This is a genomic window from Glutamicibacter sp. AGC46 (assembly GCF_053543715.1).
Genome location: NZ_JBLVOJ010000007.1, coordinates 46,675 through 68,932, shown reverse-complemented (window position 1 = coordinate 68,932; position 22,258 = coordinate 46,675). Strand labels below are relative to the sequence as shown.

17 protein-coding genes are annotated in these 22,258 nt (G+C 63.5%); 13 read left to right on the top strand and 4 right to left on the bottom strand.

The features are described 5' to 3' along the window. Positions 1-1,410 (bottom strand): MFS transporter, encoded by a 1,410-nt coding sequence (locus ACNPM8_RS02100; RefSeq protein ID WP_448939210.1) that lies wholly within the window; start codon positions 1,408-1,410, stop codon positions 1-3. 436 nt (positions 1,411-1,846) lie between these two features. Here ACNPM8_RS02100 and ACNPM8_RS02095 point away from each other — a divergent pair, with 436 nt between their 5' ends. The 6 genes from ACNPM8_RS02095 to ACNPM8_RS02070 all read left to right on the top strand — a co-directional run bounded on the left by ACNPM8_RS02095 (position 1,847) and on the right by ACNPM8_RS02070 (position 9,667). Further along, positions 1,847-2,332: a nucleoside deaminase gene (locus tag ACNPM8_RS02095; protein ID WP_105656196.1), complete on the top strand. Its 486-nt coding sequence runs from the start codon at positions 1,847-1,849 to the stop codon at positions 2,330-2,332. Positions 2,333-2,344: 12 nt separating this feature from the next. Then, positions 2,345-3,847, top strand: a complete 1,503-nt coding sequence (locus ACNPM8_RS02090) for an NCS2 family permease (RefSeq protein WP_448939209.1) — start codon at positions 2,345-2,347, stop codon at positions 3,845-3,847. A gap of 272 nt (positions 3,848-4,119) precedes the next feature. Next, positions 4,120-5,625, top strand: a complete 1,506-nt coding sequence (locus ACNPM8_RS02085) for a xanthine dehydrogenase small subunit (RefSeq protein WP_448939208.1) — start codon at positions 4,120-4,122, stop codon at positions 5,623-5,625. Next, a complete protein-coding gene (gene xdhB / locus ACNPM8_RS02080; protein WP_332488566.1) occupies positions 5,622-7,955 on the top strand; it encodes a xanthine dehydrogenase molybdopterin binding subunit in 2,334 nt (777 codons plus the stop codon). The genes ACNPM8_RS02085 and xdhB overlap by 4 nt, the downstream gene beginning before the upstream one ends. 2 nt (positions 7,956-7,957) lie before the next feature. Beyond that, a complete protein-coding gene (xdhC, locus tag ACNPM8_RS02075; RefSeq protein WP_133834105.1) occupies positions 7,958-8,776 on the top strand; it encodes a xanthine dehydrogenase accessory protein XdhC in 819 nt (272 codons plus the stop codon). A 126-nt stretch (positions 8,777-8,902) separates the two neighbouring features. Further along, the gene (locus tag ACNPM8_RS02070) at positions 8,903-9,667 is read left to right on the top strand and encodes a hypothetical protein (protein WP_448939207.1); all 765 of its coding nucleotides are present in this window, start codon (positions 8,903-8,905) and stop codon (positions 9,665-9,667) included. 114 nt (positions 9,668-9,781) lie between these two features. On the opposite strand, the gene mmuM is transcribed toward ACNPM8_RS02070, so the two are convergent. Continuing rightward, complete coding sequence (gene mmuM, locus ACNPM8_RS02065) at positions 9,782-10,729, bottom strand: homocysteine S-methyltransferase (protein WP_426733455.1); 948 nt, start codon at positions 10,727-10,729, stop codon at positions 9,782-9,784. A 130-nt stretch (positions 10,730-10,859) separates the two neighbouring features. Here mmuM and ACNPM8_RS02060 point away from each other — a divergent pair, with 130 nt between their 5' ends. Further along, the gene (locus ACNPM8_RS02060; RefSeq protein ID WP_448939206.1) at positions 10,860-12,308 is read left to right on the top strand and encodes an amino acid permease; all 1,449 of its coding nucleotides are present in this window, start codon (positions 10,860-10,862) and stop codon (positions 12,306-12,308) included. Between the two features lie 22 nt (positions 12,309-12,330). Here the strand turns inward: ACNPM8_RS02060 and ACNPM8_RS02055 are convergent, their stop codons facing one another. Together ACNPM8_RS02055 and ACNPM8_RS02050 are read right to left on the bottom strand one after the other, a co-directional pair. Beyond that, positions 12,331-16,785, bottom strand: a complete 4,455-nt coding sequence (locus tag ACNPM8_RS02055) for an FtsK/SpoIIIE domain-containing protein (protein WP_448939205.1) — start codon at positions 16,783-16,785, stop codon at positions 12,331-12,333. Continuing rightward, positions 16,782-17,828, bottom strand: coding sequence for an RDD family protein (locus tag ACNPM8_RS02050; RefSeq protein WP_448939204.1), 1,047 nt, complete (start codon positions 17,826-17,828; stop codon positions 16,782-16,784). The genes ACNPM8_RS02055 and ACNPM8_RS02050 overlap by 4 nt, the downstream gene beginning before the upstream one ends. Positions 17,829-17,973: 145 nt before the next feature. Between ACNPM8_RS02050 and ACNPM8_RS02045 the strand changes: the two genes are divergently transcribed. From ACNPM8_RS02045 to ACNPM8_RS02020, 6 genes are all read left to right on the top strand, one after another. Beyond that, the gene (locus ACNPM8_RS02045; protein ID WP_066141890.1) at positions 17,974-18,261 is read left to right on the top strand and encodes a WXG100 family type VII secretion target; all 288 of its coding nucleotides are present in this window, start codon (positions 17,974-17,976) and stop codon (positions 18,259-18,261) included. A gap of 133 nt (positions 18,262-18,394) precedes the next feature. Then, positions 18,395-18,718 (top strand): hypothetical protein, encoded by a 324-nt coding sequence (locus ACNPM8_RS02040; protein ID WP_105656206.1) that lies wholly within the window; start codon positions 18,395-18,397, stop codon positions 18,716-18,718. A gap of 18 nt (positions 18,719-18,736) precedes the next feature. Then, on the top strand, positions 18,737-20,122 hold the full coding sequence (locus ACNPM8_RS02035; RefSeq protein WP_448939203.1) for a hypothetical protein: 1,386 nt from the start codon (positions 18,737-18,739) through the stop codon (positions 20,120-20,122). 64 nt (positions 20,123-20,186) lie between these two features. Next, the gene (locus tag ACNPM8_RS02030; protein WP_365942722.1) at positions 20,187-20,813 is read left to right on the top strand and encodes a hypothetical protein; all 627 of its coding nucleotides are present in this window, start codon (positions 20,187-20,189) and stop codon (positions 20,811-20,813) included. Continuing rightward, a complete protein-coding gene (locus tag ACNPM8_RS02025; RefSeq protein ID WP_448939202.1) occupies positions 20,795-21,412 on the top strand; it encodes a hypothetical protein in 618 nt (205 codons plus the stop codon). The genes ACNPM8_RS02030 and ACNPM8_RS02025 overlap by 19 nt, the downstream gene beginning before the upstream one ends. A gap of 197 nt (positions 21,413-21,609) precedes the next feature. After that, positions 21,610-22,029 (top strand): hypothetical protein, encoded by a 420-nt coding sequence (locus ACNPM8_RS02020; RefSeq protein WP_448939201.1) that lies wholly within the window; start codon positions 21,610-21,612, stop codon positions 22,027-22,029. The last annotated feature ends 229 nt before the right edge of the window (positions 22,030-22,258 follow it).

The window sequence follows — 22,258 nt, the reverse complement described above, 5'->3', positions numbered from 1 at the left end:
CTAGACTCCGTGCTGGGCGAAACGGGTGCCTGAGCGTGCATAGGCGAACCATGCGGTGGCCATGAGCAGCAGGTAGACCGCGATGAAGATGATGAACGCCGTGGTGTAGGCGCCGGTGCTGGATAAGGACAGTCCCAAGGCCTGGGGAATCAGGAAGCCGCCGTAGGCGCCAATGGCCGAGATCAAACCGAGAGCGGCGGCCGCCTTGCGCGAAGAATCCACCTGGCTTGCCTGTTTTCCCTCGTCGCTCAGGGCAAAGACTGCCGGGATCATGCGGTAGGTCGAGCCATTGCCGATGCCGCTTGCGATGAAGAGCAGCAAGAACAGGAATAGAAACATCCAGAAGTTGGCCCGTGGCAGGCTGAGCACTAGCGCAGCGGTAATCAAAGCCATGGCTCCGAAAGTCGCCACGGTGATGCGTGCGCCGCCGAGCTTGTCAGCGATCTTGCCTCCGTATGGACGGGCCAGGGACGCGACCAGCGGGCCAAGGAAGGCCAAGGTGATGGTTGCGGTGCCCAACGGCAAGGCCGCGTATTCGGGGAAAGTGTCAACGATCAGCTTGGGGAATACTGCCGAGAATCCGATGAAGGAGCCGAAGGTTCCCACATACAGTGCGGAGATGATCCACAGGTGCTTTACCTTCAGGCAGGCAATGGCGCCGCGGATATCTGAGCGGGCCGACGACAGGTTGTGCATGTATTTCCAGGCACCCCATGCGGAGAGCAGAATCAACGGGATCCAGAGCATCCCTGCCAGCGGAAGCTGCAACGCCCCGGCGGCGAAGACCGTGACAATGACCGGTACAAGCAGCTGGGCGACCGCCGCGCCGAGGTTGCCGCCGGCGGCGTTGAGGCCCAACGCCCATCCCTTGCGGGAAGCGGGGTAGAAATAGGTGATATTAGCCATCGAGGAAGCGAAATTTCCGCCGCCGAAGCCGGTCAGCGCCGCAAGGCTGAGCATGACCCAGAATGGCGTGGACGGATCAGCCAGGGCCAGCGAAATGCCGCCGGCCGGAATCAGCAGGAGCAGCGCGGAAATGACCGTCCAGTTGCGCCCGCCGAAACGGGCCACCATGAACGTGTAGGGGATGCGCAAGGTGGCACCGACGAGGCTCGGGATGGAGATCAGCCAGAACAGCTGCGTGGTGCTGTAGCTGAATCCCGCTACTGGAAGATAGACCACGACAATGGCGAAAAGCTGCCAAACGCTGAATCCGAGGAACTCGGCGAAGATGGACCACTTGAGGTTTTGGCTGGCTACCGCAGATCCGGTGCGCTTCCAGAATTCTGGATCCTCCGGGGTCCAGTTGCTGACCCAGCGTCCCGGTTGCACTTGCAGTGCCTGCGATGTGTCAGATGCTTCTAGCTGTGCGCTCACGTTATCCGATCCCTTCTCTAGCACTTGATGCATCTGAGCTTCTCAAAGAGGTATTTCGCCTAGGTGCTCAGGTTGTTGCGCCGAAGGGAACTTAAATTCACCCGCCGGATCGGTGCGCCGATAGGCGGCTGTAATGTGTTGGAAACCCGAGCGCCGGGGCAAGGATCCAGCTTCGGGAGTCGCGGCGCTGGAGGGAGGGGCCAGTCCCGTCGGATCGCTGCTAGTGGGAGAGGGGATGAGCGGCAAGACGGCAAGTTTTTGTTCATGATGCGAAAAAGAGATTTCAAAAGAATTGTTGCGTGCGTCACAATCCGCTGATAATCTCGTAGCTGTCTATGGCGGGCACCCACCTGATGGGTCGCTATCTACCGGGCATGCAACTGATCGATTTCAGGTGACAAGCGCAACCGGTAGCTAGCGCCAAGCAGCGCGCTGCGGTTCTCTTGTCCAAAGCATGAGGAGCCACGCGATGAGCGTTACTACCACTGGCCAAGACTATCTTTCGATGGCCATCGATATTGCCACCACAAATGTCCACAACGCCGGCGGGCCTTTCGGCGCCGTCGTGGTCGCCCCCGACGGCCAGGTCTTCGAAGGGGTCAACCGCGTCACGGCCAACAATGATCCATCGGCGCACGCCGAAGTGGTGGCCATCCGTACCGCGGCCGCCGCCTTGGGGACCTTCGACTTGAGCGGCTGCGTGCTCTACAGCAGCTGCGAACCCTGCCCAATGTGCCTGGCCACCTCGCTGTGGGCACGCATCGGCAAGGTCTTCTTCGCGGCCAACAGGCATGATGCGGCTGCCGCCGGATTCGACGACGCGGTGTTCTACGACTACTTCGAAGCAAAATCCAACCGCTCGCTGATGCCGGTGAACTGCTTCCAGTCCGAAGGCGGCGAGCACCTGTTGCCGTTCAAGGCATGGGATTCGCAAGAATCCCGGACCGACTACTAAAGGTCCAGAACCATGACCCCGACAAGTCGCTTGCCAGCTGGCCCCCAGGGCACGCAGCGCGGCAGCAAGCCGCGCCGGCCGGGTGGGCCGGGCGGCATCCTGGATGCGTTCTTCAGCATCACCGAACGCGGGTCCACGCTGGCGCGGGAATTGCGCGGCGGGATCGTCACCTTCTTCACGATGGCCTACATCGTGATCCTCAACCCGCTGATCCTCGGCGGATTCAGCGCCGAGGCCGCACCCGTGGATGTGGCCGGCAACTGGCTTCCGGCCGCGCAGGTCGGGGCCATGACCTCGCTGACTGCCGGGGCCATGACCATCCTGTTCGGGCTGATCGCCAACCTGCCCTTCGGCCTGGCCGCCGGGCTGGGCATCAACTCCTTCCTAGCCGTCTCGGTGATCCAGGACGTCACCTGGCCCGAGGCCATGGGACTGGTGGTGGTCAACGGCGTGCTGATCGTCCTGTTCGGGATGACCGGGGTGCGCACCGCGATCTTCCGGGCCATCCCCAAGGATCTGAAGGCCGCCATTACGGTGGGCATCGGGCTGTTCATCACCTTCATCGGGTTCGTGGACTCCGGCTTCGTCACCCGTACCGCCGCCGGGCCTCCGGTGCAGCTGGGCGATGGCGGGTCGATCGTCTCGATCCCGACCATGGTCTTCGTGGTGGGCCTGCTGATCATGGGCGCGCTGGTGGCCCGCGGGGTGCAGGGCGCGATCCTGATCGGCATCGTGATCTCCACGGTGCTGGCGATGATCGCCGAGCTGGTGTTCAGGATCGGGCCAGCCGGCGCGGATAACCCGCATGGCTGGCACCTGAACATGCCGGTGCTGCAGGGAAATATCGTCTCGTTGCCGGATTTGTCGCTGGCCGGGGAGTTCGACCTGTTCGGATCCTTCGGGCGGATCGGCGCGCTGGCGGCGACGATGCTGGTGTTCACCTTGGTGTTCACGAACTTCTTCGACGCCATGGGCACCATGACCGGACTGGCCAAGAATGCCGGTCTGGCGCGCAAGGACGGCACCTTCCCGCGGCTGAAGGCCGCGTTCGTGGTCGAGGGCCTGGGCGCGGTGGCCGGAGGCATGGGCTCGTCCTCCTCCAATACCGTCTACGTGGATTCGGCGGCCGGCATCGGGGAAGGAGCGCGCACCGGGCTGGCTTCGGTCATCACCGGCGTGCTGTTCCTGGGTTCGATGTTCTTCACGCCGCTGACCTCCGTGGTTCCCATCGAGGTGGCTGCCGCGGCACTGGTTATGGTGGGCACCTTGATGTGCGCGCAGATCCGCGAGATCAACTTCAAGCGGTTCTCCAGCGCCATGCCGGCGTTCCTCACCCTGATCACCATGCCGCTGACCTACTCCATTGCCAATGGCATTGGCGCAGGGTTCATCGCCTGGGTGGTGGTGAACACCGCGGCCGGGCGGTACGCCAAGATCCACCCGCTGCTGTGGGTGGTGGCGCTGGGCTTCCTGGTGTACTTCGCACGGGGCCCGATTACGGCCCTACTGGCCTGAGCTGATACGGGCTATAGTAAGGATCCACTGAGGTGAGGTGGCTCACCTTGATGGTTTGCATGGAAGTGAATGATCCGAATTCTGGAGGGTAATCATGGGCGGATGCCTCGCCTGGTCCAAGGGCCAGATAGCGCACGGAAACTGATCCCGCCGCAGCACGCGGCGGCGCCCTGGACGAGCCTGGAACCTCCGGCAGGGCGCCAGATCCCACCCATCATCCAATTCATTCATGGTGCGTCCGGCGATACCCGGGCGCAGGAGGTGTCAACGGCATGAGCGCCGAGGCAACGCAAGAGACAAAATGCCTGGTTACGGTCAACGGAAAGGTTCGGGAATTCGACGGGCCGCCGCATACCAACGCGCTGGATTTCCTGCGCGGGCAGCAATTGATCGGATGCAAGGAAGGCTGTGCCGAGGGCGAGTGCGGCGCCTGCTCAATCCTGGTGGCCCGCAGTGATGGGGAAGGCAGCAGGTGGACGGCGGTCAACGCCTGCCTGCTGCCGGCCGCCGCGCTCGACGGCCAGGAAATCATCACCTCCGAAGGGCTGGGCAGCGTCGCGGCGCTGCATCCGGTGCAGGAAGAGATGGCTAACCGCGGCGGATCCCAGTGCGGTTATTGCACCCCCGGATTCGTCTGCTCCATGGCCGCCGAATACTACCGCCCCGAGCGGACCGCCAATCCCGCAGTCAGCGCGGGTGATGGCGGGGAGCACGAGTGCGGACCGAATGGATTCGACCTGCACGCGCTGTCGGGCAATCTCTGCCGCTGCACCGGATACCGCCCGATCCGCGACGCCGCCTACGCGCTGGGCGAGCCCGAGCCGGATGACCCGCTGACTGCCCGGACCCAGCACCGGGCCCCGGAACCGGTGGCCACCGACATCCAGCGCGCCGATACCCCTACCGGGGACCTGGGCCGCTTCCGCCGGCCGGCGGACCTGGACCAGGCACTGCAGATCCTGTCAACCGAACCGCAGACCGTACTGGTGTCCGGTGCCACCGACTGGGGCGTGGAGGTCAACATCAAGGGCGCCCGCGCCCGCTCGGTGCTGGCCATCGACCGGCTGCCCGAGCTGCGCCAGATCCACTGGAACGAGCAGTACCTTGAATTGGGTGCAGGCTGCACCCTGAGCGAACTGGAACGCAAGCTCGCCGGGCAGGTTCCGCTGCTCTCCCAGCTCTTCGGGCAGTTCGCGTCTAGGCTGATCCGCAATAGCGCGACCATCGGCGGCAATCTGGGGACCGGCTCGCCCATTGGCGACACCCCGCCGGCGCTGCTGGCGCTGGAGGCCGAGCTGGTCCTTTCCAGCATCCACGGCAACCGGGTGGTGGCGCTTTCGGACTACTTCACCGGCTACCGGCAGACCGTGCGCGAGCCGGGGGAGATGATCACCGCGATCCGCATCCCGTTGCCGCTGGCGCCGCTGACCAGCTTCCAGAAGATTTCCAAGCGGCGCTTCGATGACATCTCCTCGGTAGCCATCGGCTATGCGCTCACGGTGTCGGACGGCATGATCACCACGGCGCGGATCGGGCTGGGCGGCGTGGCCGCGACCCCGCTGCGCGCCGTGGCCACCGAAGCCGAGCTGGAAGGCCAGCCGTGGAACCTGGAAACTATCCGGGCCGCGGCACGCACCATGGGCACCGAAGGAACCCCGATGGATGACCACCGGGCCAGCGCCAACTACCGCAAGGCCATGCTGGCCTCCTCGCTTGAACGGTTCTATGCCCAGCAGCTTGAACGCCGCTTGGAAGCAGGACAGGAGCAGAACTCATGAGCCAGCTATCCCAACGCCCCGACGCACCGGTAGTCGGCCAGCGCCACCGCCACGAATCGGCGGCCGCGCACGTCACCGGCACCGCGCTGTATACCGACGACCTGGCTGCGCGTCTGGCCGGGGTCCTGCACGCCTACCCGGTGCAGTCCACCTGCGCCCATGGAAAAATCCTGGGCCTGGATGCCAGTGCGGCGCAGCAGGTACCCGGGGTGGTCCGGGTCATCACCGCGAAAGACATTCCCGGGGTCAATGACCAGGGCGCCAAGCACGACGAGCCGCTGCTCCCGGTGGAAGAAGTCATGTTCTTCGGCCAGCCGGTGGCGTGGGTCCTGGGCGAAGACCTGGAAGCTGCCAAAGCCGGGGCCAGGGCGGTGCGCGTGGAGTACGAACCGCTGGATTCGCTGATCACCATCAAGGACGCGATCGCGGCCAACAGCTTCCACGGCATCCAGCCCGAGATCTCCAAGGGCGATCCGGAGGCCGCCTTCGCGCAGGCGGCCCACGTTTTCGAGGGCGATTTCGAGTTCGCCGGCCAGGAGCACTTCTATCTGGAAACCCAGAACTCGCTGGCGATGGTGGATGAGAGCGGGCAGATCATGATCCACTGCTCCACCCAGCATCCCACCGAAACCCAGGACATCGTCTCGCATGTGCTGGGCATCGGCGCCCACGAGGTCACCGTGCAGGTATTGCGCATGGGAGGCGGCTTCGGCGGCAAGGAAATGCAGCCCCATGGCTATGCCGCGGTGGCGGCCCTCGGCGCGGTGCTCACCGGACGGCCGGTGCGGGTGCGGCTGGACCGCACCCTGGACATGACCATGACCGGTAAGCGCCACGGATTCCATGCCACCTGGAAAATCGGCTTCGACGATCAGGGCAAGATCTTGGCCCTGCAGGCCGAGCTGACCGCTGACGGAGGGTGGAGCCTGGATCTGTCCGAACCGGTGCTGACCCGCGCGATGTGCCATATCGACAATTCCTATTGGATCCCGAATATCAGGGTCAACGGGCGCATCGCTAAATGCCATAAGACCTCGCAGACCGCGTTCCGCGGCTTCGGCGGTCCGCAGGGCATGCTGGTCATGGAAGACATCCTGGGCCGGGTGGCCCCGCAGCTGGGATTGGACGCCCGGGAACTGCGCCGCCGCAATTTCTACACCCAGGGACAGGACACCCCGTACTACCAGCCGGTCCGGCATCCCGAGCGCTTGGAGGCTGCTTGGACCCAGCTGCTCGGCTCGGCAGGTATCGCCGCACGCGAGGAGCAGATCGCAGAATTCAATGCCGGGCACGAGCACGCCAAAAGGGCGCTGGCGATGACGCCGGTGAAATTCGGCATCTCCTTCAACCTCACCGCCTTCAACCAGGGCGGCGCGTTGGTGCTGGTCTACAAGGACGGTTCGGTGCTGGTCAACCACGGCGGCACCGAAATGGGACAGGGCCTGCATACCAAGATGCTGCAGGTGGCCGCCACCGCCTTGGGCGTGCCGCTATCCAAGGTGCGCATTGCTCCCACGCGCACCGACAAGGTGCCCAATACCTCGGCCACCGCAGCCAGTTCGGGCAGCGACCTGAACGGCGGCGCGGTCAAGGATGCGTGCGAGCAGATCCGCGGCCGGCTCGCGCAGGTGGCCGCCGGACAATTGGGGGTTCCGGCGCAAGATCTGCGCTTCAGCCGCGGCAGGGTCACCGCGCTGGGCAAGAGCGAATCGCTGGGTTGGGAAGAAGTGGTCAACGCCGCGTACTTCCAGCGGGTCCAGCTTTCGGCCGCCGGCTTCTACCGGACCGAAGGGCTGCATTGGGACCTCTCGCAGATGACGGGCAGCCCGTTCAAGTACTTCTCCTACGGGGTGGCGGCCAGCGAGGTGGAAGTCAGCGGCTTTGACGGCTCCTATGTGCTGCGCCGCGTGGATATCGTCCATGATGTGGGCGATTCTCTCTCGCCGCTGGTGGATCTGGGGCAGATCGAGGGAGGGTTCGTGCAGGGGGCTGGCTGGCTGACCCTGGAGGATTTGCGCTGGGACACCTCCGATGGCCCGAGCCGCGGACGGGTGGCCACCCAAGCCGCGAGCACCTACAAGATCCCGAGCTTCTCCGAGATGCCCGACGTCTTCAACGTCAGCTTGCTGGACAAGGCGCATGAGGAAGGCGCGGTCTACGGTTCCAAGGCCGTGGGAGAACCGCCGCTGATGCTCGCCTTCTCGGTGCGCGAGGCACTGCGTCAGGCCATTGCCTCCTTCGGCCGCTCCGGGCGTTCGGTGCCGCTGGCGTCCCCGGCGACTCCGGAAGCGGTGTTCTGGGCGATCGAAGCGGCACGGGAGGAGCGGTAGCCATGCTGTCGTGGATTGAAGCTGTCACCGCGCTGCGCAATGAGCGGCGTCCCGCGGTGCTGGCCACCATCACCGCGGTGCGCGGGCATGCCCCGCGCGAGGCCGGCGCGAAAATGGTGATTGCCAGCCAGGAGATCTTCGGAACCATCGGCGGGGGCAACCTGGAGATGGCTGCCATGGAACGGGCCCGGCAGATGATCAGCGCGAGCGGGAACCAGCCGCAGAGCATCACCATGAAGCTCAGCGACAAGGCCCCGGCCAAGTACGGCAGGCAATGCTGCGGTGGCGAGATCACGGTGCTGCTCGAGCCCTTGCCGGTTCCTGCCACGGTGGCGATTTTCGGGGTGGGAAATGTGGGCATGGAATTGGCCCGCATTCTCTCCCGCCATGACCTGGAGCTGCATCTGATTGATTCGCGCCCGGAATTCCTGGCGGACCTGCCGGCCCTTGAACCGAGCGTGGCGCGGATCCATTCGGCGGTGGCGGTGCTCGGGGAGCAGGTGCTCAGCTGCCTGCCTGGGGGAACGCACGTGCTGATCATGACGCACGATCATGCCGAGGATTTCCATCTGTGCGATGCCGCGTTGCGCCACCCGGGCTTGGGATCGATCGGATTGATCGGGTCGAGTGCCAAGTGGGCCCGCTTCCAGAAGAATCTGCGTGCCAGCGGCTTCAGCGACGAGCAGATCGCGGTGATCCAGTGCCCCATTGGAATCGAGCAGGTGCGGGGAAAGCAGCCGGCGGTGATTGCCGTGTCCGTGGCCGCCGATTTGCTGGCGAGGATCACGTCCGGGGCAAAGCAGCCGGTGCGCAGCGCCTAGGTGCGGGGCCGGCGGGCGATTATGAGAATTGTCTAACGTGGGGAACAAGTAGCAATGCTGGGGAGTTTAAACAGGGGAGAGCGGTGCTTCGTGCACCGCGCCCGCAACGTCTAGGAGGCCAATTCCATGTCCATGTTCGACAAGCTGCTGCGCAAGGGCAAGCAAATGGCCGGCGAGTACGTCCGGGAACAGCTCAACCAGCGCGGCTCCAATAGCAACCAGCGTGGCTCCAATAACCAGCAACGCGGCTACCAGCAGAATCCCGGCGGCTACCAGCAGCAGCCGCAGCACCAGAACTACGGCGAGCGCGGCTACGGCAACCAGCCGGCCTCGGCACCGTCGCGCGAGGACCAGGCCGCGATCGAGAAGTACCGCTACATGCTCCGTACCGCTCCGCCGCAGGATATGGAACGCGCCCACGCCGAGGCTTTCGCCCGGCTGACCCCGCAGCAACGCGAACTGCTGCATCATGAACTCTCCGAGCAGTTGCCGCCAGCAGAACGCCCGATGAGCCAGGACCCAAGGGACCTGGCCCGTTCGGCAACCCGCGCGGAGATGTCGCGTCCCGGGTTCATGGACAAGATCTTGGGTTCCGGCGGCAAGGGACGGGGTATGGGCGTGGCTGCCGGCGCGGCCGGCGGCTTGGGTGTCGGCCTGCTCGGCGGCGTGGCAGGTGCGTTCATCGGTACCGCCATTGCCGGACCGCTGCTTGATGGTTTCGCCGGTATCGGCGAAGAGTTCGGTTCCATGGCCGAGGGCCTGGGCGATACCGTATCCGGTGCCGGGGAACAGCTCTCTGCGGCCGGTGAAGGCTTGGGCGGCCAGGCCGAAGGCATGTTCGGGGACTTCCTCGGCGGCGCCGGTGGGGACTTCGGCGACTTCGAGTTCTAAGGTAACTGGTCCCAGGCCGGCAGCAACTGCGTGTTGCTGCCGGCTTTTTCGCGCACTGTCCAGGCCTGCGGACAAGCCGCTGGCTCAGCGGAAGCCGAAGTGCCGGGACGGGCCTTAGCCGAGCTGGATGGCTTCGCGGACCCGGGTGATCTGTCCCGGGGTGACCTGGCAGCAACCGCCAATCAGGCGAGCGCCCGCGGCCACGAGTTCAGGAACCGCTCCGGGCAAATCATTGCCCTCAGTTCCTGGGACCCACACACGAGCTTCGTGGTCCCAAATTTCACCGCTATTCGGGTAGGCCAACAGCGGCAAGCCGGTTTCTTCTCCCAGGATCTGCAACGCGGCCACCGCTTGGGGTACCGGGCAGCAGTTCACGCCGACTGCGTCCCACACACCGGATTCCTGAACGATTCCGGCCACGACTCGAAGATCGGTGCCATCGCCCAGAACCACTCGGCCTTGATCATCGGCGCGCACCGCAAGGCTGAGCAACGCCGGCAGTTGCAGCTCCCGAGCCAATACGGTCAATGCTTCTGCTTCTGCCAGGCTTGGCACGGTTTCAAAGATGACCAGATCGGCACCGGCATCAGCCAGGATTTCCAAGCGCTTGCGGTGCCAGTTGGCCAGCTCGGAGGCCGTCTTGCGATAGGCGCCGTCGTATTCGGTCCCGGCGCCCGGTCCGGCACCGTAGGGCCCCACCGAGGCGGCCACCCAGCGTGCTGTGTCCGTGCGCCCAGCGCTGGAGGCTTCTCGCGCCAGGCGCACGCTGGTGCGCAGCATTTGTTCCATCTGCTGCTCGGAGCCCACCTGAGCCAGGCCGTCATAGCTGACCTGGTAGGAGCAAGTCGTGGCAACTTGGGCACCGGCAGCGAAAAAGTCCTGGTGCGCCGCGCGGACCTCTTCGGGGCGGTCCATGAGGATCTGCGCTGACCACAGGTGCCCGGTCACGTCATTGCCGCGATCGGCCAGATGGGTGCCGAGACCGCCGTCGAGGATGATTGGCGGGCTGCCTTCGGCGCGCAATGCGTCACGGAAATTGCTGGGGTGGTTTGGGGTATGCACGTCATCGAGGGTACACGGCGAGTGCTTGGATGACCGACCTTGACGCCGTGTGACCACAGATGACATGCCCGTCCGGGACTGCCGTCCAAGCTCGATATCCTGCAAGCGCATTCATTCCACAAGGAGCCCCATGACCGAGAGCATCGTCAGCACCAACGAGACTGCACCAGCCGATTCCGGACTGCTAAGAACCATGACCTCGCGTCATCTGGTGATGATCGCTTTGGGCGGGGTGATCGGCTCGGGCCTGTTCGTTTCCTCCGGATACACCATTGCCCAAGCCGGGCCGCTGGGCGCGGTGCTGGCCTATGCAGTCGGAGCCTTGGTGGCCTACATGGTGATGAGCGGGCTGGGAGAGCTATCGGCGCGGCATCCGGTGGCAGGAGGATTCCATGCACACGCCACCCGTGATCTTGGACCAGCGTGGGGTTTTGCTACGGCGTGGCTCTACTGGCTGTGCTGGGCGGTAGCCCTGGCCAGCGAATTCACCGCAGCCGGGCTGCTGATGCAACGTTGGTTCCCCTCGATTTCCGTCTGGGTCTTCTCACTGGTTTTCGCTGCTTTGCTGTTTGCGCTGAATGCGACTTCATCGCGGGTCTTCGGCGAAACCGAATTCTGGTTTGCGCTGATCAAGGTGGCGGCGGTGCTGCTGGTGATTGTCGTTGGCGCCGCCACGATCATCGGCATCAACCCGGCCAGTGACGCCGGCGTGATTGGCCTGTCCAACTTCAGCACCGAAGGGGGACTGTTCCCTGCGGGGATTACCGGAGTACTGGTCACCGTCCTCTCGGTGTTCTACGCATTCAGCGGTACCGAGCTGATCGGCGTAGCGGCCGGCGAGGCGAAGAACCCGCAGCTGAGCATTCCGCGGGCCATCCGCACCGCCGTGGTTCGCTTGGCGGTGTTCTTCATCGGTGCCATCGTGGTCGTAGCCGCAATTATCCCGTTTGCCGAGGCGGGCGCGAATGAGAGTCCGTTCGTCACGGTCCTGGATGTCGCCGGCCTGCCAGCCGGTGCGGACATCATGAACTTCGTGATCATCACCGCCCTGCTCTCGGCAGGCAACTCCGGACTGTACTCATGCGCTCGCATGCTGCATTCCATGGGAGCCGCAGGCCAGGCGCCCAAAGCCCTGTCCAAGACCAACAGCAGGGGCATTCCGATGCTGGCCCTGAGCCTGTCGATCCTCGGCGGACTGGTATCGCTGTTCTCCAGCTTCATCGCGGCGCAGTCGCTCTTCATGGCTTTGGTATCCATTGCCGGGTTTGCGGTAGTAGCGGTGTGGATCGTGATCTGTGCATCGCATCTGTCGTTCCGCCGGCACTACGTAGCCCTGCATGGATCCACCGATTCCCTGCCCTATCGGGCACCATTGTTCCCGATTCTGCCGATCATCGCCTTGGTGCTGCTTGGCGCTTCGCTGGTGGGCGTGGCTTTTGATCCAGTGCAGCGTCCAGCACTGTACTTCGGTGTTCCGTTCACCCTTGCCTGCTTGGCCTATTACCGCTGGCGCCATGGCGCTGGGGTGTTCAGCCCGCAGCGTGAAGGGCAAAGTGCGGGATCGTTCGCGGGAAACTGAACCGGCGCAGAGTCCTGCGGCCCTACTGTTCCACGAGTGGAAGGTGGACCAGTGTGCGTTGCCCGTTTTGCACCATGAATCCGCGGCCCGGCGGGAATTCGTGGCGCTTGACGCGCGGGAAGGGCACCTTGAACAGCGAGTCCCCGTCGTAGGCGTCGGGCTTGAGCGCGATGCCGTGGCGGTTGGACTTCAGTTCGCCGAGCAGTCCGAAGCTGGAGGAGAACGCGTTGATGTCTCCGTCGGCGATCAGGAAGTGGTCGGAGCGGTTGATGGCCTTGAGCAGTTCCTTGAGCGGGCGCTCGGCATCCGAATCGGCGAACTCGGTGAAGTTCTCCACAACGAACACGATCTTGCCCGGCATGGAATCGTCGGCGACCAGATCCAGCATGTCCTTGGCGAACTGCCGGGTCTCGGCCGGGCCCGAGGCCGTGCCGTTCCAAGTCCGCCAGCCGCGCAGCTCGGCGCGCCGGCCGCCAATGTGGAAGAACTGGGTAGCCGGGTTGGCGCGTTCCAGCGCGGTGACCATGGCGCGCAGGGTGTTGGTCTTCCCGCTTTGCGGCGGCCCGGCGATGACGAAGGTGCCGATGGGCTCGAAGCCGCAGGGTGCGAGGGTGGCATCCGACAGGCCGATGGCCGGCTGCCCGTTGACCGTGTCGGGCAGCGCCGCCGCGGAGAATTCCTGCGGTAGCGACTCGACTCCGGCCGCCTGCGGGGCACCGGAAGCTGCCAGCTCTTGGGCCCAGCTGGTGGTCAGCGCGGTCTGCTCGGCCACGTTCGCGGTGCCGCCCAGCACGGCGATCTGCGCCTCGTGGCCCTTGATGATGGCGCGACCCGGGGCACTGCGTTCGCCCAGCACATCCTTGGCCACGCCCAGCACGTTGTAGGCCTGCTCGTCGGCCATGCGCAGCACCACGCGCTGGGTGATGTTCGCGCTGATCGCGGTGGGTACCGCGCCGAAGCGGTCGGCGGTGGTGACCACGTGCACGCCCAGCGGGCGGCCTTCGCCCACGATGCGCATGAACACCTGGTAGTACTCGCCGCGGCCGTGGCCCAGCTCCCAGTCGCTGCGGAACTGGCCGAAGCCGTCGATCAGCAAGAAGATGCGCGGCTCGGACAAGTCCCCGGTGACCTGGCGGTATTCGCTCAGAGAGGCGGCGTTTGCGGCCGCGTACCGGGCCGAGCGCTCATCGAGGTGCTCGGCCAGGATGCGGAAGACGCGCTGGATGCGCTCCACGTCATCGCCGCCGATCACCGCGCCGACATGCGGCAGCGGATCGAGCGACCGCAGCGAGCTGGTGCCGAATTCCAGCGCGTACACCGCTGCGGTGCCGGCCGAAGGGTTGGCTCCCGCGGCGATCGCGATGCTGCGCAGGGCCGCCGACTTGCCCGCGCCGGAGGTGCCGTAGACCAGCAGGTGGCCGTCGGTATCGGGTTCGAACCAGGCGGTTTCCTGGGCCTGGTGCTCGGGGATGTCGGCCAGGGCCAGCGGGATCCGGCTGTCCGAATCCGGGGCGAGCTCGCGCAAGTCCACAGTGGCCGAGAGATCATCGAGCCATGGCCGGCGCGGTGCCGGGATCCCGGCCCCGTTGGATGCCGCGATGAAGCTGGAGACCAGGCGCTTCTGGTCGTTCGGGCCGCTGTTCTCCTCGATGTCCGGTGTCCCCGATTCGGGCTGCTCCCAGACGCGCGCGCCGCCGAAGCGCAGGTCCTCCACCCGCACTTCGGCCGTTTCGGGCTCGTCGGTGGTCCAGCCTCCGGCGTAGCCGGACTGGAAGGGCACCAGCCGGCCCGGGCCGGTCTTGGCGATGCCGCGGCCGGGCAGCGACGGATCGAAGCCGGCGGCGATGGGGTCCTCCACCACGTCATTGGAGTCGGCGGCGTCGGCCATGCGCAGGGCCACGCGCAGGTTGGTATTGGCGCGCAGGTTGTCCTTGATCACCCCGGCCGGGCGCTGGGTGGCCAGGATCAGGTGGATTCCCAATGAACGGCCGCGCTGGGCGATGTCCACTACGCCGTCCACGAATTCCGGGACCTCCCCGGCCAGGGCGGCGAACTCGTCGACCACCAGGACCAGGGCCGGAGGGGTCTCCGGGTCCTGGCGCTTTTCCAGCTCCAGCAGGTCCTTGGCCTTCTTGCGGTGGAAGAGCTTCTCGCGGTGGTGCAGCTCGGCACGCAGGCTGGTCAGCGCGCGGCGGACCAGGTGCGGGGAGAGGTCGGTGACCAGCCCGACGCAGTGTGGCAGCTCCACGCAGTCGGCGAAGGCCGAGCCGCCCTTGTAGTCCACGAAGAGGAAGGTGACCCGGTCGGGGCTGTACTCGGCGGCCATCGCCAGCACCCAGGCCTGCAGGAATTCGGACTTGCCCGAGCCGGTGGTGCCGCCTACCAGGGCGTGCGGGCCCTGGGTGCGCAGATCCAGGCTCATCGCATCCGGGGTGCTCTGGCCGACGTAGGCGCGCAGGGTTCCGGCGCGTTTGAGCCGCGGCCGGGGCCCGGTGGCGGCGCGGTCGATCACCGAGTTGTTCTGCTTCCAGCGCTCGAGCACCGCGTCCGGTGCTTCGGCCAGATCAGTGCCCAGGATGCGCAGCAGCGACACCGAGTCCGGGATATCCGAAGAGTCCGGGACCAGCGAGCTGGAGTCAACGATCGGAGCCAGCCGACGGGCGAAGTGCTCTGCATGCTCGCGCGAGACTCCTTCCACGGTCACCTGGCGGGCTTCTTCGCCGGCGCGCACCCAGCCCACGCGGGCATCCTCCAGGCCCCGGGTGACATCCACGAAGGTGCGGCAGGCCGCGGGCAGGGACTGGACGGTGGGGGCCACGAAGATCGTGTAGATGCCCACGGCCGGTCCGCGCTCGATGATCTGCGAGAGCCGGGCGCGGTCCACCGGGGCGTCATTGCTGACGAACAGCACCAGCGAGAGGTCCTTGGCTACCGGCAGGCTGGTGTTCTGCTCGCCGGCTTCCTTGCCCAGCTCCATGGAGGAGTTGCGGGTGGACAGCGGGCCCAGCCGGTAGGAGGCCGGGTCGTTGCGCCGGGCGATGAGCTCTTCCAGGGCGTTGAGCAGCGCGGTGCCCGAGGTCTGGGTATCGGCCAGCGCCAGCTGGGCCAGCGGGGAGCGCGGCCCGGTGGTGTGCGGCAGCCACTTGAACCATTCCAGGTCCCCAGTCCAGGCCGGGTCGATGATCGCGGCGGTGCACAGGTCGTTGGGGGCGTGCAGGCCGAAAAGCTGCACGGCCAGCGAGCGCAGGACATCGGCGGACTGCAACCGGGGCCCGGCAATGCCGATGGCGCCGGCAGAGGGCAGCAGCTCGATGATCGGCACATCGTCGATCATCCGGTATTGCTCGGTGAGCTCTTCGACCCGTTCGACGTATTCCTGCAGTCCTGCCCGGTCCGCCAGCGGGGCCACGGTGGTGCGGCTGCGGGCGGTTCCCGAGCCCAGCCGCAGGGAGAGGAAGTTCCAGTGCTCCGGGCGCCGGGTCCAGAGCAGCTGGCCCAGGGACTCGGCCTGCTCGAAGACCGTTGCGGTGGCTGGGGCTTCGCTGCGCCGGTGGGAGCGTTCGGCTTCCTCCCCGGCCAGCAGGCCATCTTCCAGCACTTCGAATTGCCGTTCGAAGGTCTCGATTTCCAGGCGCAGCTTGTTGTTGTTCTGGGTGCGCTGGCCGATCAGGTTGCCCAGCATCATCAGCGGCGAGACCAGCACCACGATCAGCGACAGCGCTCGCTGGGTCAGCGAGAAAATGGTCAGGCCCATGATCAGCGGTGCGAAGATCATCGGCCAGGGGAAGAGCTTGGGGCTGGCTTCCTGCGGGATCGCCGGGCGAGGCAGTTCCTCGCCGGGGTAGCGGATCTCCACCCGCGGCGAGCGGTTGAAGAGGATCGAGCCGCCCTTCTCGTAAACCGGGGACTGCCCGGTGGTGTTCGCCTGCAGCAGCTCGAAGTAGACATCCGTGGCGCCCAGGGTGATCAGCTGGCCGGGGATCACCGAGACGCGCTGGGCCAGCCCGCCATCCACCAGGATGCCATTGGCGGAGTTCAGGTCCACCAGCTCGATCTTGCTGCCCACCTCGATGCGCGCATGCCGGGTGGAGACCATGCGGTCGTTGAGCACCACGGTGGCCTTCTCCGAGCGCCCCACATAGGAGGTGCCGGCGGGCAGCGCGAAGGCCATGCCGGCATCCGGGCCGTTGGCCACGCGCAGCACCGCGGCCGCCGAGCCGCCCGAGACGAAGGCGTCGGTAGTCGGCACGACTTCGATGGCGAAGCCCGAACCCAGTTCCGCTTCGGCCAGCGGGGTGTGCGGATCGAGCTGCACCGGGGCGGTGCCGGTGGCCGTGGCCAGCAGCGTGGGATGCTCGGGAACCTGCTCCCCGGCCAGGGCGCGGGCGGCATCTCCCACGGTGGCGGTCGCATCGCAGGTCAGGATGACGTCCACGGTGCTGGTGTCCGGTCGCCTGAGCGTGGCCTTGATTTTCACTTGGCGGTCTCCTGGAAGGTAATGCGGAAGGTGCGGCTGCCGACTTGGACGACGTCACCGTCATTCAGATGCAGGCGGACATGGGGCGGTGCATTGTGCGGGGCGCGGGAGGCGACGATGACCTGGGTGCCATTGCTGGATCCCAGATCCATGATCCAGGCATTCGCCCCGTCGCAGCCGAAGGCCAGATGCGTTTTGGACATCAGACGTTCCGGGTCCTTCAGCGCGACCAGCAGTTCATTGCCGGTGCCCGCGGTGGCCTGGGGCGCACGCCCGATCAGCCCGGATTCGGGAACCGGGATGTAGGACCCGTCGTCGAAGGCGAAGGCCGCGCGGCGGACGATTCCCAGCCCTTGCTCCGAAGGCGAATGCCAGTCGCTGTTCTGCGCTCCGATAATGCCAGCGGTGGACCGGGCACGCGAAGGCACGGCGGCTTCTTCGCGCCCGGCGTCGTCTTCGATCGTTCCCAGTGACGGCAGATGCTCGGAGATATCCCGGTCCGGGCGCGAAAGCAGGTATTCGGCACGGGCCAGCGCCCGCGGGTTGGTGGGGTCCAGTCCATTGCGCACATCGACCACATAGGTCTGGGCAATCTTGTCCAGCCAGCTGCGGCGGTGCTCTTTGTCGAACAGGCAGGAGGCCAGCAGCAGGACGGGGCCAATGAGCGGGAGGAGATGGCTGAGCAGGAAGGCGAAAGACGCGACCATAACGCGGGGGAAACCCGGTGCGGCGAAGCGGCCCAGTCCGGTGGCGCGCAGTCGCATCGCGGACTTGCCGGGCGAAGAGCCCTTGCGGCTGTTCATCGTGAGCAAGACAATCAGGTAGACCAGCAATAGCAGGGCACTGACCGCGGACAGGACCAGCGGAACGGTGGAGTACTGTCCAGTCACCCGGAAAATCACGTAGCCGATGCCGGCGGGCAGCAATGCAGCCAGCGAAATAGCGTAGTCGATAAGGTAGGACCAAATGCGCAGGCGTGCTTCGGCCGGCCGCATTCCGAGGGTGGAGGATTTGGCGAGGGCTGCTGCTGAAACGACGTCCATGGGACCTTTCTACTTCAGTTCAATGCCGGCCTGCCACGGGGAGTTCTCCCCATTGAACGGAGGCCATCTGCCACATTATTCTAGACTGTGAACGAACTAGAGTGGCCCGGCAAGCGGGCCAGTCGACGAGTTGAGGAGCATTGTTGTGACTGATTTCAAGGCCAATTACGGCGAAATGGAAGCCATGGCATCGAAGCTTGATACCGGGCGCGAAGACCTGGATGGCGTTCTTGAGCAGCTGCAGTCCGGCGTGGACAAGCTGCTGGGCGAAGACTTCACCACCGAGCACGCTTCGGGCCAGTTCGGCGAAGGCTACAAGGACCTGAACGATGGCTTGAAGAAGGCTTTCGACGGCATTAATGACATGGCCATCGCCCTGCGCGACATGATGGAGCAGATCCAGGACACCGACCGTTCCATGGCTGGCAAGTAGGACCATTTTTTACGGGGTAATGTGGCCGCCTTGGGAAATTACGGGCGGCCACATTTTTCTTGCACCGCCTGATCCTTGAATACCGAATTGTCCTGCAGCGTCGTCGCTGGATACCTGAGGAGTCGTTTGCACTATGGCCGATGAAATCTATTTGGCGCGCCTGGAAGAAATTGTCACGGAGCTAGGCAATAGTATTAAGGATTTCGAGAATGCGTCTGACTTTGCCAAGGGCATGGCCGGCTCAGTGGGAGACCCGATGGGCAAAGGCGATCTGAAAGACCGAGTCAAGGACTTCGAAGACAACTGGAACGATACCCGTGATGACCTCCTCAAGAATCTTGAAGGAGTGCATACCGGGTTGAAGGACATCAAGGATGGATTCGAAGAGTGGGATCTGGAAACGAAGAAGGCCTTCTTGAATTCACGTGCTTCCGATGCCCCCAAAGAAGCTAAGTAAACTGAGAGAGTTGACGACATGACCTTGGAATCGCCAAAGGGTACAACCCTGCAGCTCATCGACGGAAATCCTGATGACCTGCTCCGGAGCGCCAAGGACTTGATCACCTCGGGCGAGGAGATGGAACGCTCTGCGGCCAGGCTGGAAGACATCAGTAACGGGACGTCGGATCTGAAGTCTGAAGCTATCGCCAAGCTGCGTGAGAACGCTGGAGACGTATTTCCCGAGTTGCGCAAGGCGGCCATCCGATACGACGGCACAGGCCAGGCCCTGAAGAAATATTCCTATGCTTTGGACCGGGTCCAAGGCGCGCTCCAAATGTGCACCGCTGAGGGCGGAGTGGATTCGTACACGACCTTGAACGCGCTGATCACGGACATCGAGGATGTGCACCAGAGCGTGCAAACCAAGAGAAGCCAAGAAGACACCGCCGAAGGCGCGGTAGATGATGCCGACGGATTCCTCGGCTTCAGCGAAGGGACCGACGAGGAAAAAGCGGAAGCCAAAAGCGACCTGACAGAAGCAACCGCTGCGCGCGAAGAAGCCGAAGAAGAACTGCGTGAGCTGTGGGGCAAATTCGACGGTCGCGTTTCCTATTGGGAAGATGCCTACGATGAGGCAGTCGGCGAAATCGAGGATGCCTTCAAAGCCGCGGACAACGATGACAAGTTCCTCTCCACCCTGGGTTCGGTTCTAGGCTGGATTGCCTTGGGCGTGGGTATTGCGGCCTTGTTCATCACTTCGCCGGTGTGGGGACCGATCGCATCAGCAATTGCGGTGATCGCTGCCGTTGCCGTGGTGGCAATCGAGGTCATCAAGATGGTCCAAGGCGATGGCGACTGGACCAGTTTGCTGATAGCGGTAGTCGGAATTATCCCCTTCGGCCGTTTTGCTGGAAAAGCCTTCTCCGGCTTAAGCAAGGCATTTCCCTCGGGGATCAAGGCAGTATCCAAAGCGGGACCTCGGAACATCATCAAGGCCTTTAGCAAAACGCGTTCCAGCACGGGGCGCGGCATTGTCAGGTCTTCCATCAAGTCGGGCACTAAGCGCCCACCGAAAACTACGATCCGTGGAAACCGTCCGACCAAAGCCAAGATCCGGCGAAATAACCGCAAGATCGAGCAAAAGTACCAGCAGACCGTTTCCGGCAAGACCAACAAGTATTTGGATGGCTTCAACAAGGAATTCAAAGGCGACTGGAAGACATACGTTAAGTACATCTCGGAGGGAAGCGCAACAAAGCATCGCGAAATGGCTGCCTACATACTGAAGAACCCTGATGACATGGGTCCTCAGGCCAGAGCCTGGGCGGAAAAGATTGCGAAGCACGGGAACTGGGAAGACCGGGGCAACGTCATAGTAACCGCGCCTCCTAGCCTCTGGGACCTGACTCGCGAGAAGTAGCTTCGGCGCGGAGCAATCCGTAAAGTGAACATCCGAGCTACACATTGAATTGGCGGGAGAAACGATGAGCGCAACACCACCAGCGTCGATGGCGCGTCCCCGAGGCATCGGATATAGCTTGCTTTATCCGGCAGGTTGGCGCGAATTCAACAGCAGTGTGGAGCACGAGCAGGCTTTGACGAAGCTGGTGACTGCTGAGCCCAAGGCACTTGGGCGCGCAGACCTGGTATTGATGCTTCGACGGCAAATGCACCAGACATTCGAGTACTTGAGGCGCCGTGGATCACTTGGTTTCGCAATGCCGGTAGAGAAACTTGCCGTCGGTGCAATGCCGGTTTCCGTGATCCTGACACCACTCAAGGTGGGGCCCTCCGGCACTTTGCTGGATGCTGCGCGAAAGGCCGCAGGCGGCAACCAGATCGAAATCGAAGATGCCGACGGAGCAGACTGGTACCTCTGGTCTTCCGTGGAGCAAACTGCCGAAGCTCCCGAGCTCAAGAACAATGGCCTGAACATGGTTGTTCCTCGTCCTTTGCCGGATGGAAGCATCGATCCGGATCCAAAAGCTGGATTGTGGTTGCTTTATTCCTACGCGCACGTTGAGTCGGAGAATGGTGAGGCATTCGCCGAAGGATTAAGGTCGTTGGGCTTGTCGATACTGGGAACTTTCAAATGGGTGCCAATTCAATGACAACATACGAGATTGAACCGGATCTGGAATTCTGGATTCCAGTACCTCGCTCATTTCCTGAAGATAATTGGGAGACGGCGGAGCAATGGGCACAGGACCTTGCGGAATTGGCCATCCCGGAAGATCCTGAGCTGCGGAAGGTCTATGAGCAGCTGGCTTTGGACGTGGCGAACAACCAGATAGCCGAAGCCGAGCATACACTCTGGTTTTCGCCTGAAGATGGACACGCACTGGGCACTGCCCACTTGATAGTTCTGGACGATGAGCCAGAAAAGAGCTTGGCGGAATTGGCCATGCCGATTTACGAGCCAGCCACGCCTGTCCAAACCAGTGAATACCAATCGGAGTCGGTTGGCCAGATTCTCCAGTTGACGTCGGTCATAGCGATGGACGCGCGGTCAGGAGATGCGGACACAGCAGTCATGCCTGCCGTAGGGCATGTGAGGACCGTTGCGCGTTCGCACGGGCTGGTATTCCTGCTGGAAGCCTACGACTCGGACCTGTCTGCGTTGAGCTTCATGATGGACCCTATGATCGACTTTTTCGAAGCCGTCAACTTTGAAGAGGATGAATTCGATAGTGAAATGGATGAGAATTGAATACTGCCAGATCCAGGCTCCCCGAACACAAAGATTTTGTAACTAACTCCTTGCATCTATATCCAAGAATCGACAAGGGGTTTTCCCTAGTGCTGTTGGGCGGGATTCTGTGCATCGTGGGAATCTATCTAATCGCGAATGATTTACCCTCGACATCAAGTTATCTATCCCAGATTGTTTTGCAAGGAATTCCGACCGTGATCGGAGCCATTCTTGCTATTTTCGGAGTCGTCGCACTTGTCACCGCACTAAAAGGCGCGGCACGCAAGGGCAACGAGGCGATCGACCTGAGATTCAAAGCCAGCGGCCTGACCGTTCGGGGCGGTCGCAAGATCAACTGGGATTCGATTACCTCGGTGACAGGTATCGAGCATGTAAATAATGCGAAAGTCAAAGTCCTTTGGGACCGAGCCGATCTGAACCGGTCATTGGAAATTTATGTTGATGTTTCCGTGGATGGCCCCATTGGAAACTCCAAGGATGGAACGACATACGTTCGGGTTTCGCTTCGCCATTACCCTGCCATAGAGTACCGGACCCTTTATGAGCAAATGCTGGACCAATTCGAAAAACGCGGCATACCCCTTGTATTCGAGGCACGAGCTACGCAGTTCTGAATCTCCGCGTACTGGAGCTCCATCGCCGATGCCGCTAACCGTTATTTCAAGCGGTTGAGAATCCTGCAAAACGCCCGGGGCTGTAATGGTCTGCGGCTCAGCACGTTGCTAGAAGCGGAGCGGTCCGCTGTCGGTTTCACAAAATCGAAAGCACACTGATCGAACGCAAGCAGTTCTGAGCCATCATGCCCGACATGCATTACGACAGAAGCGGGGGGGCACCCGGACC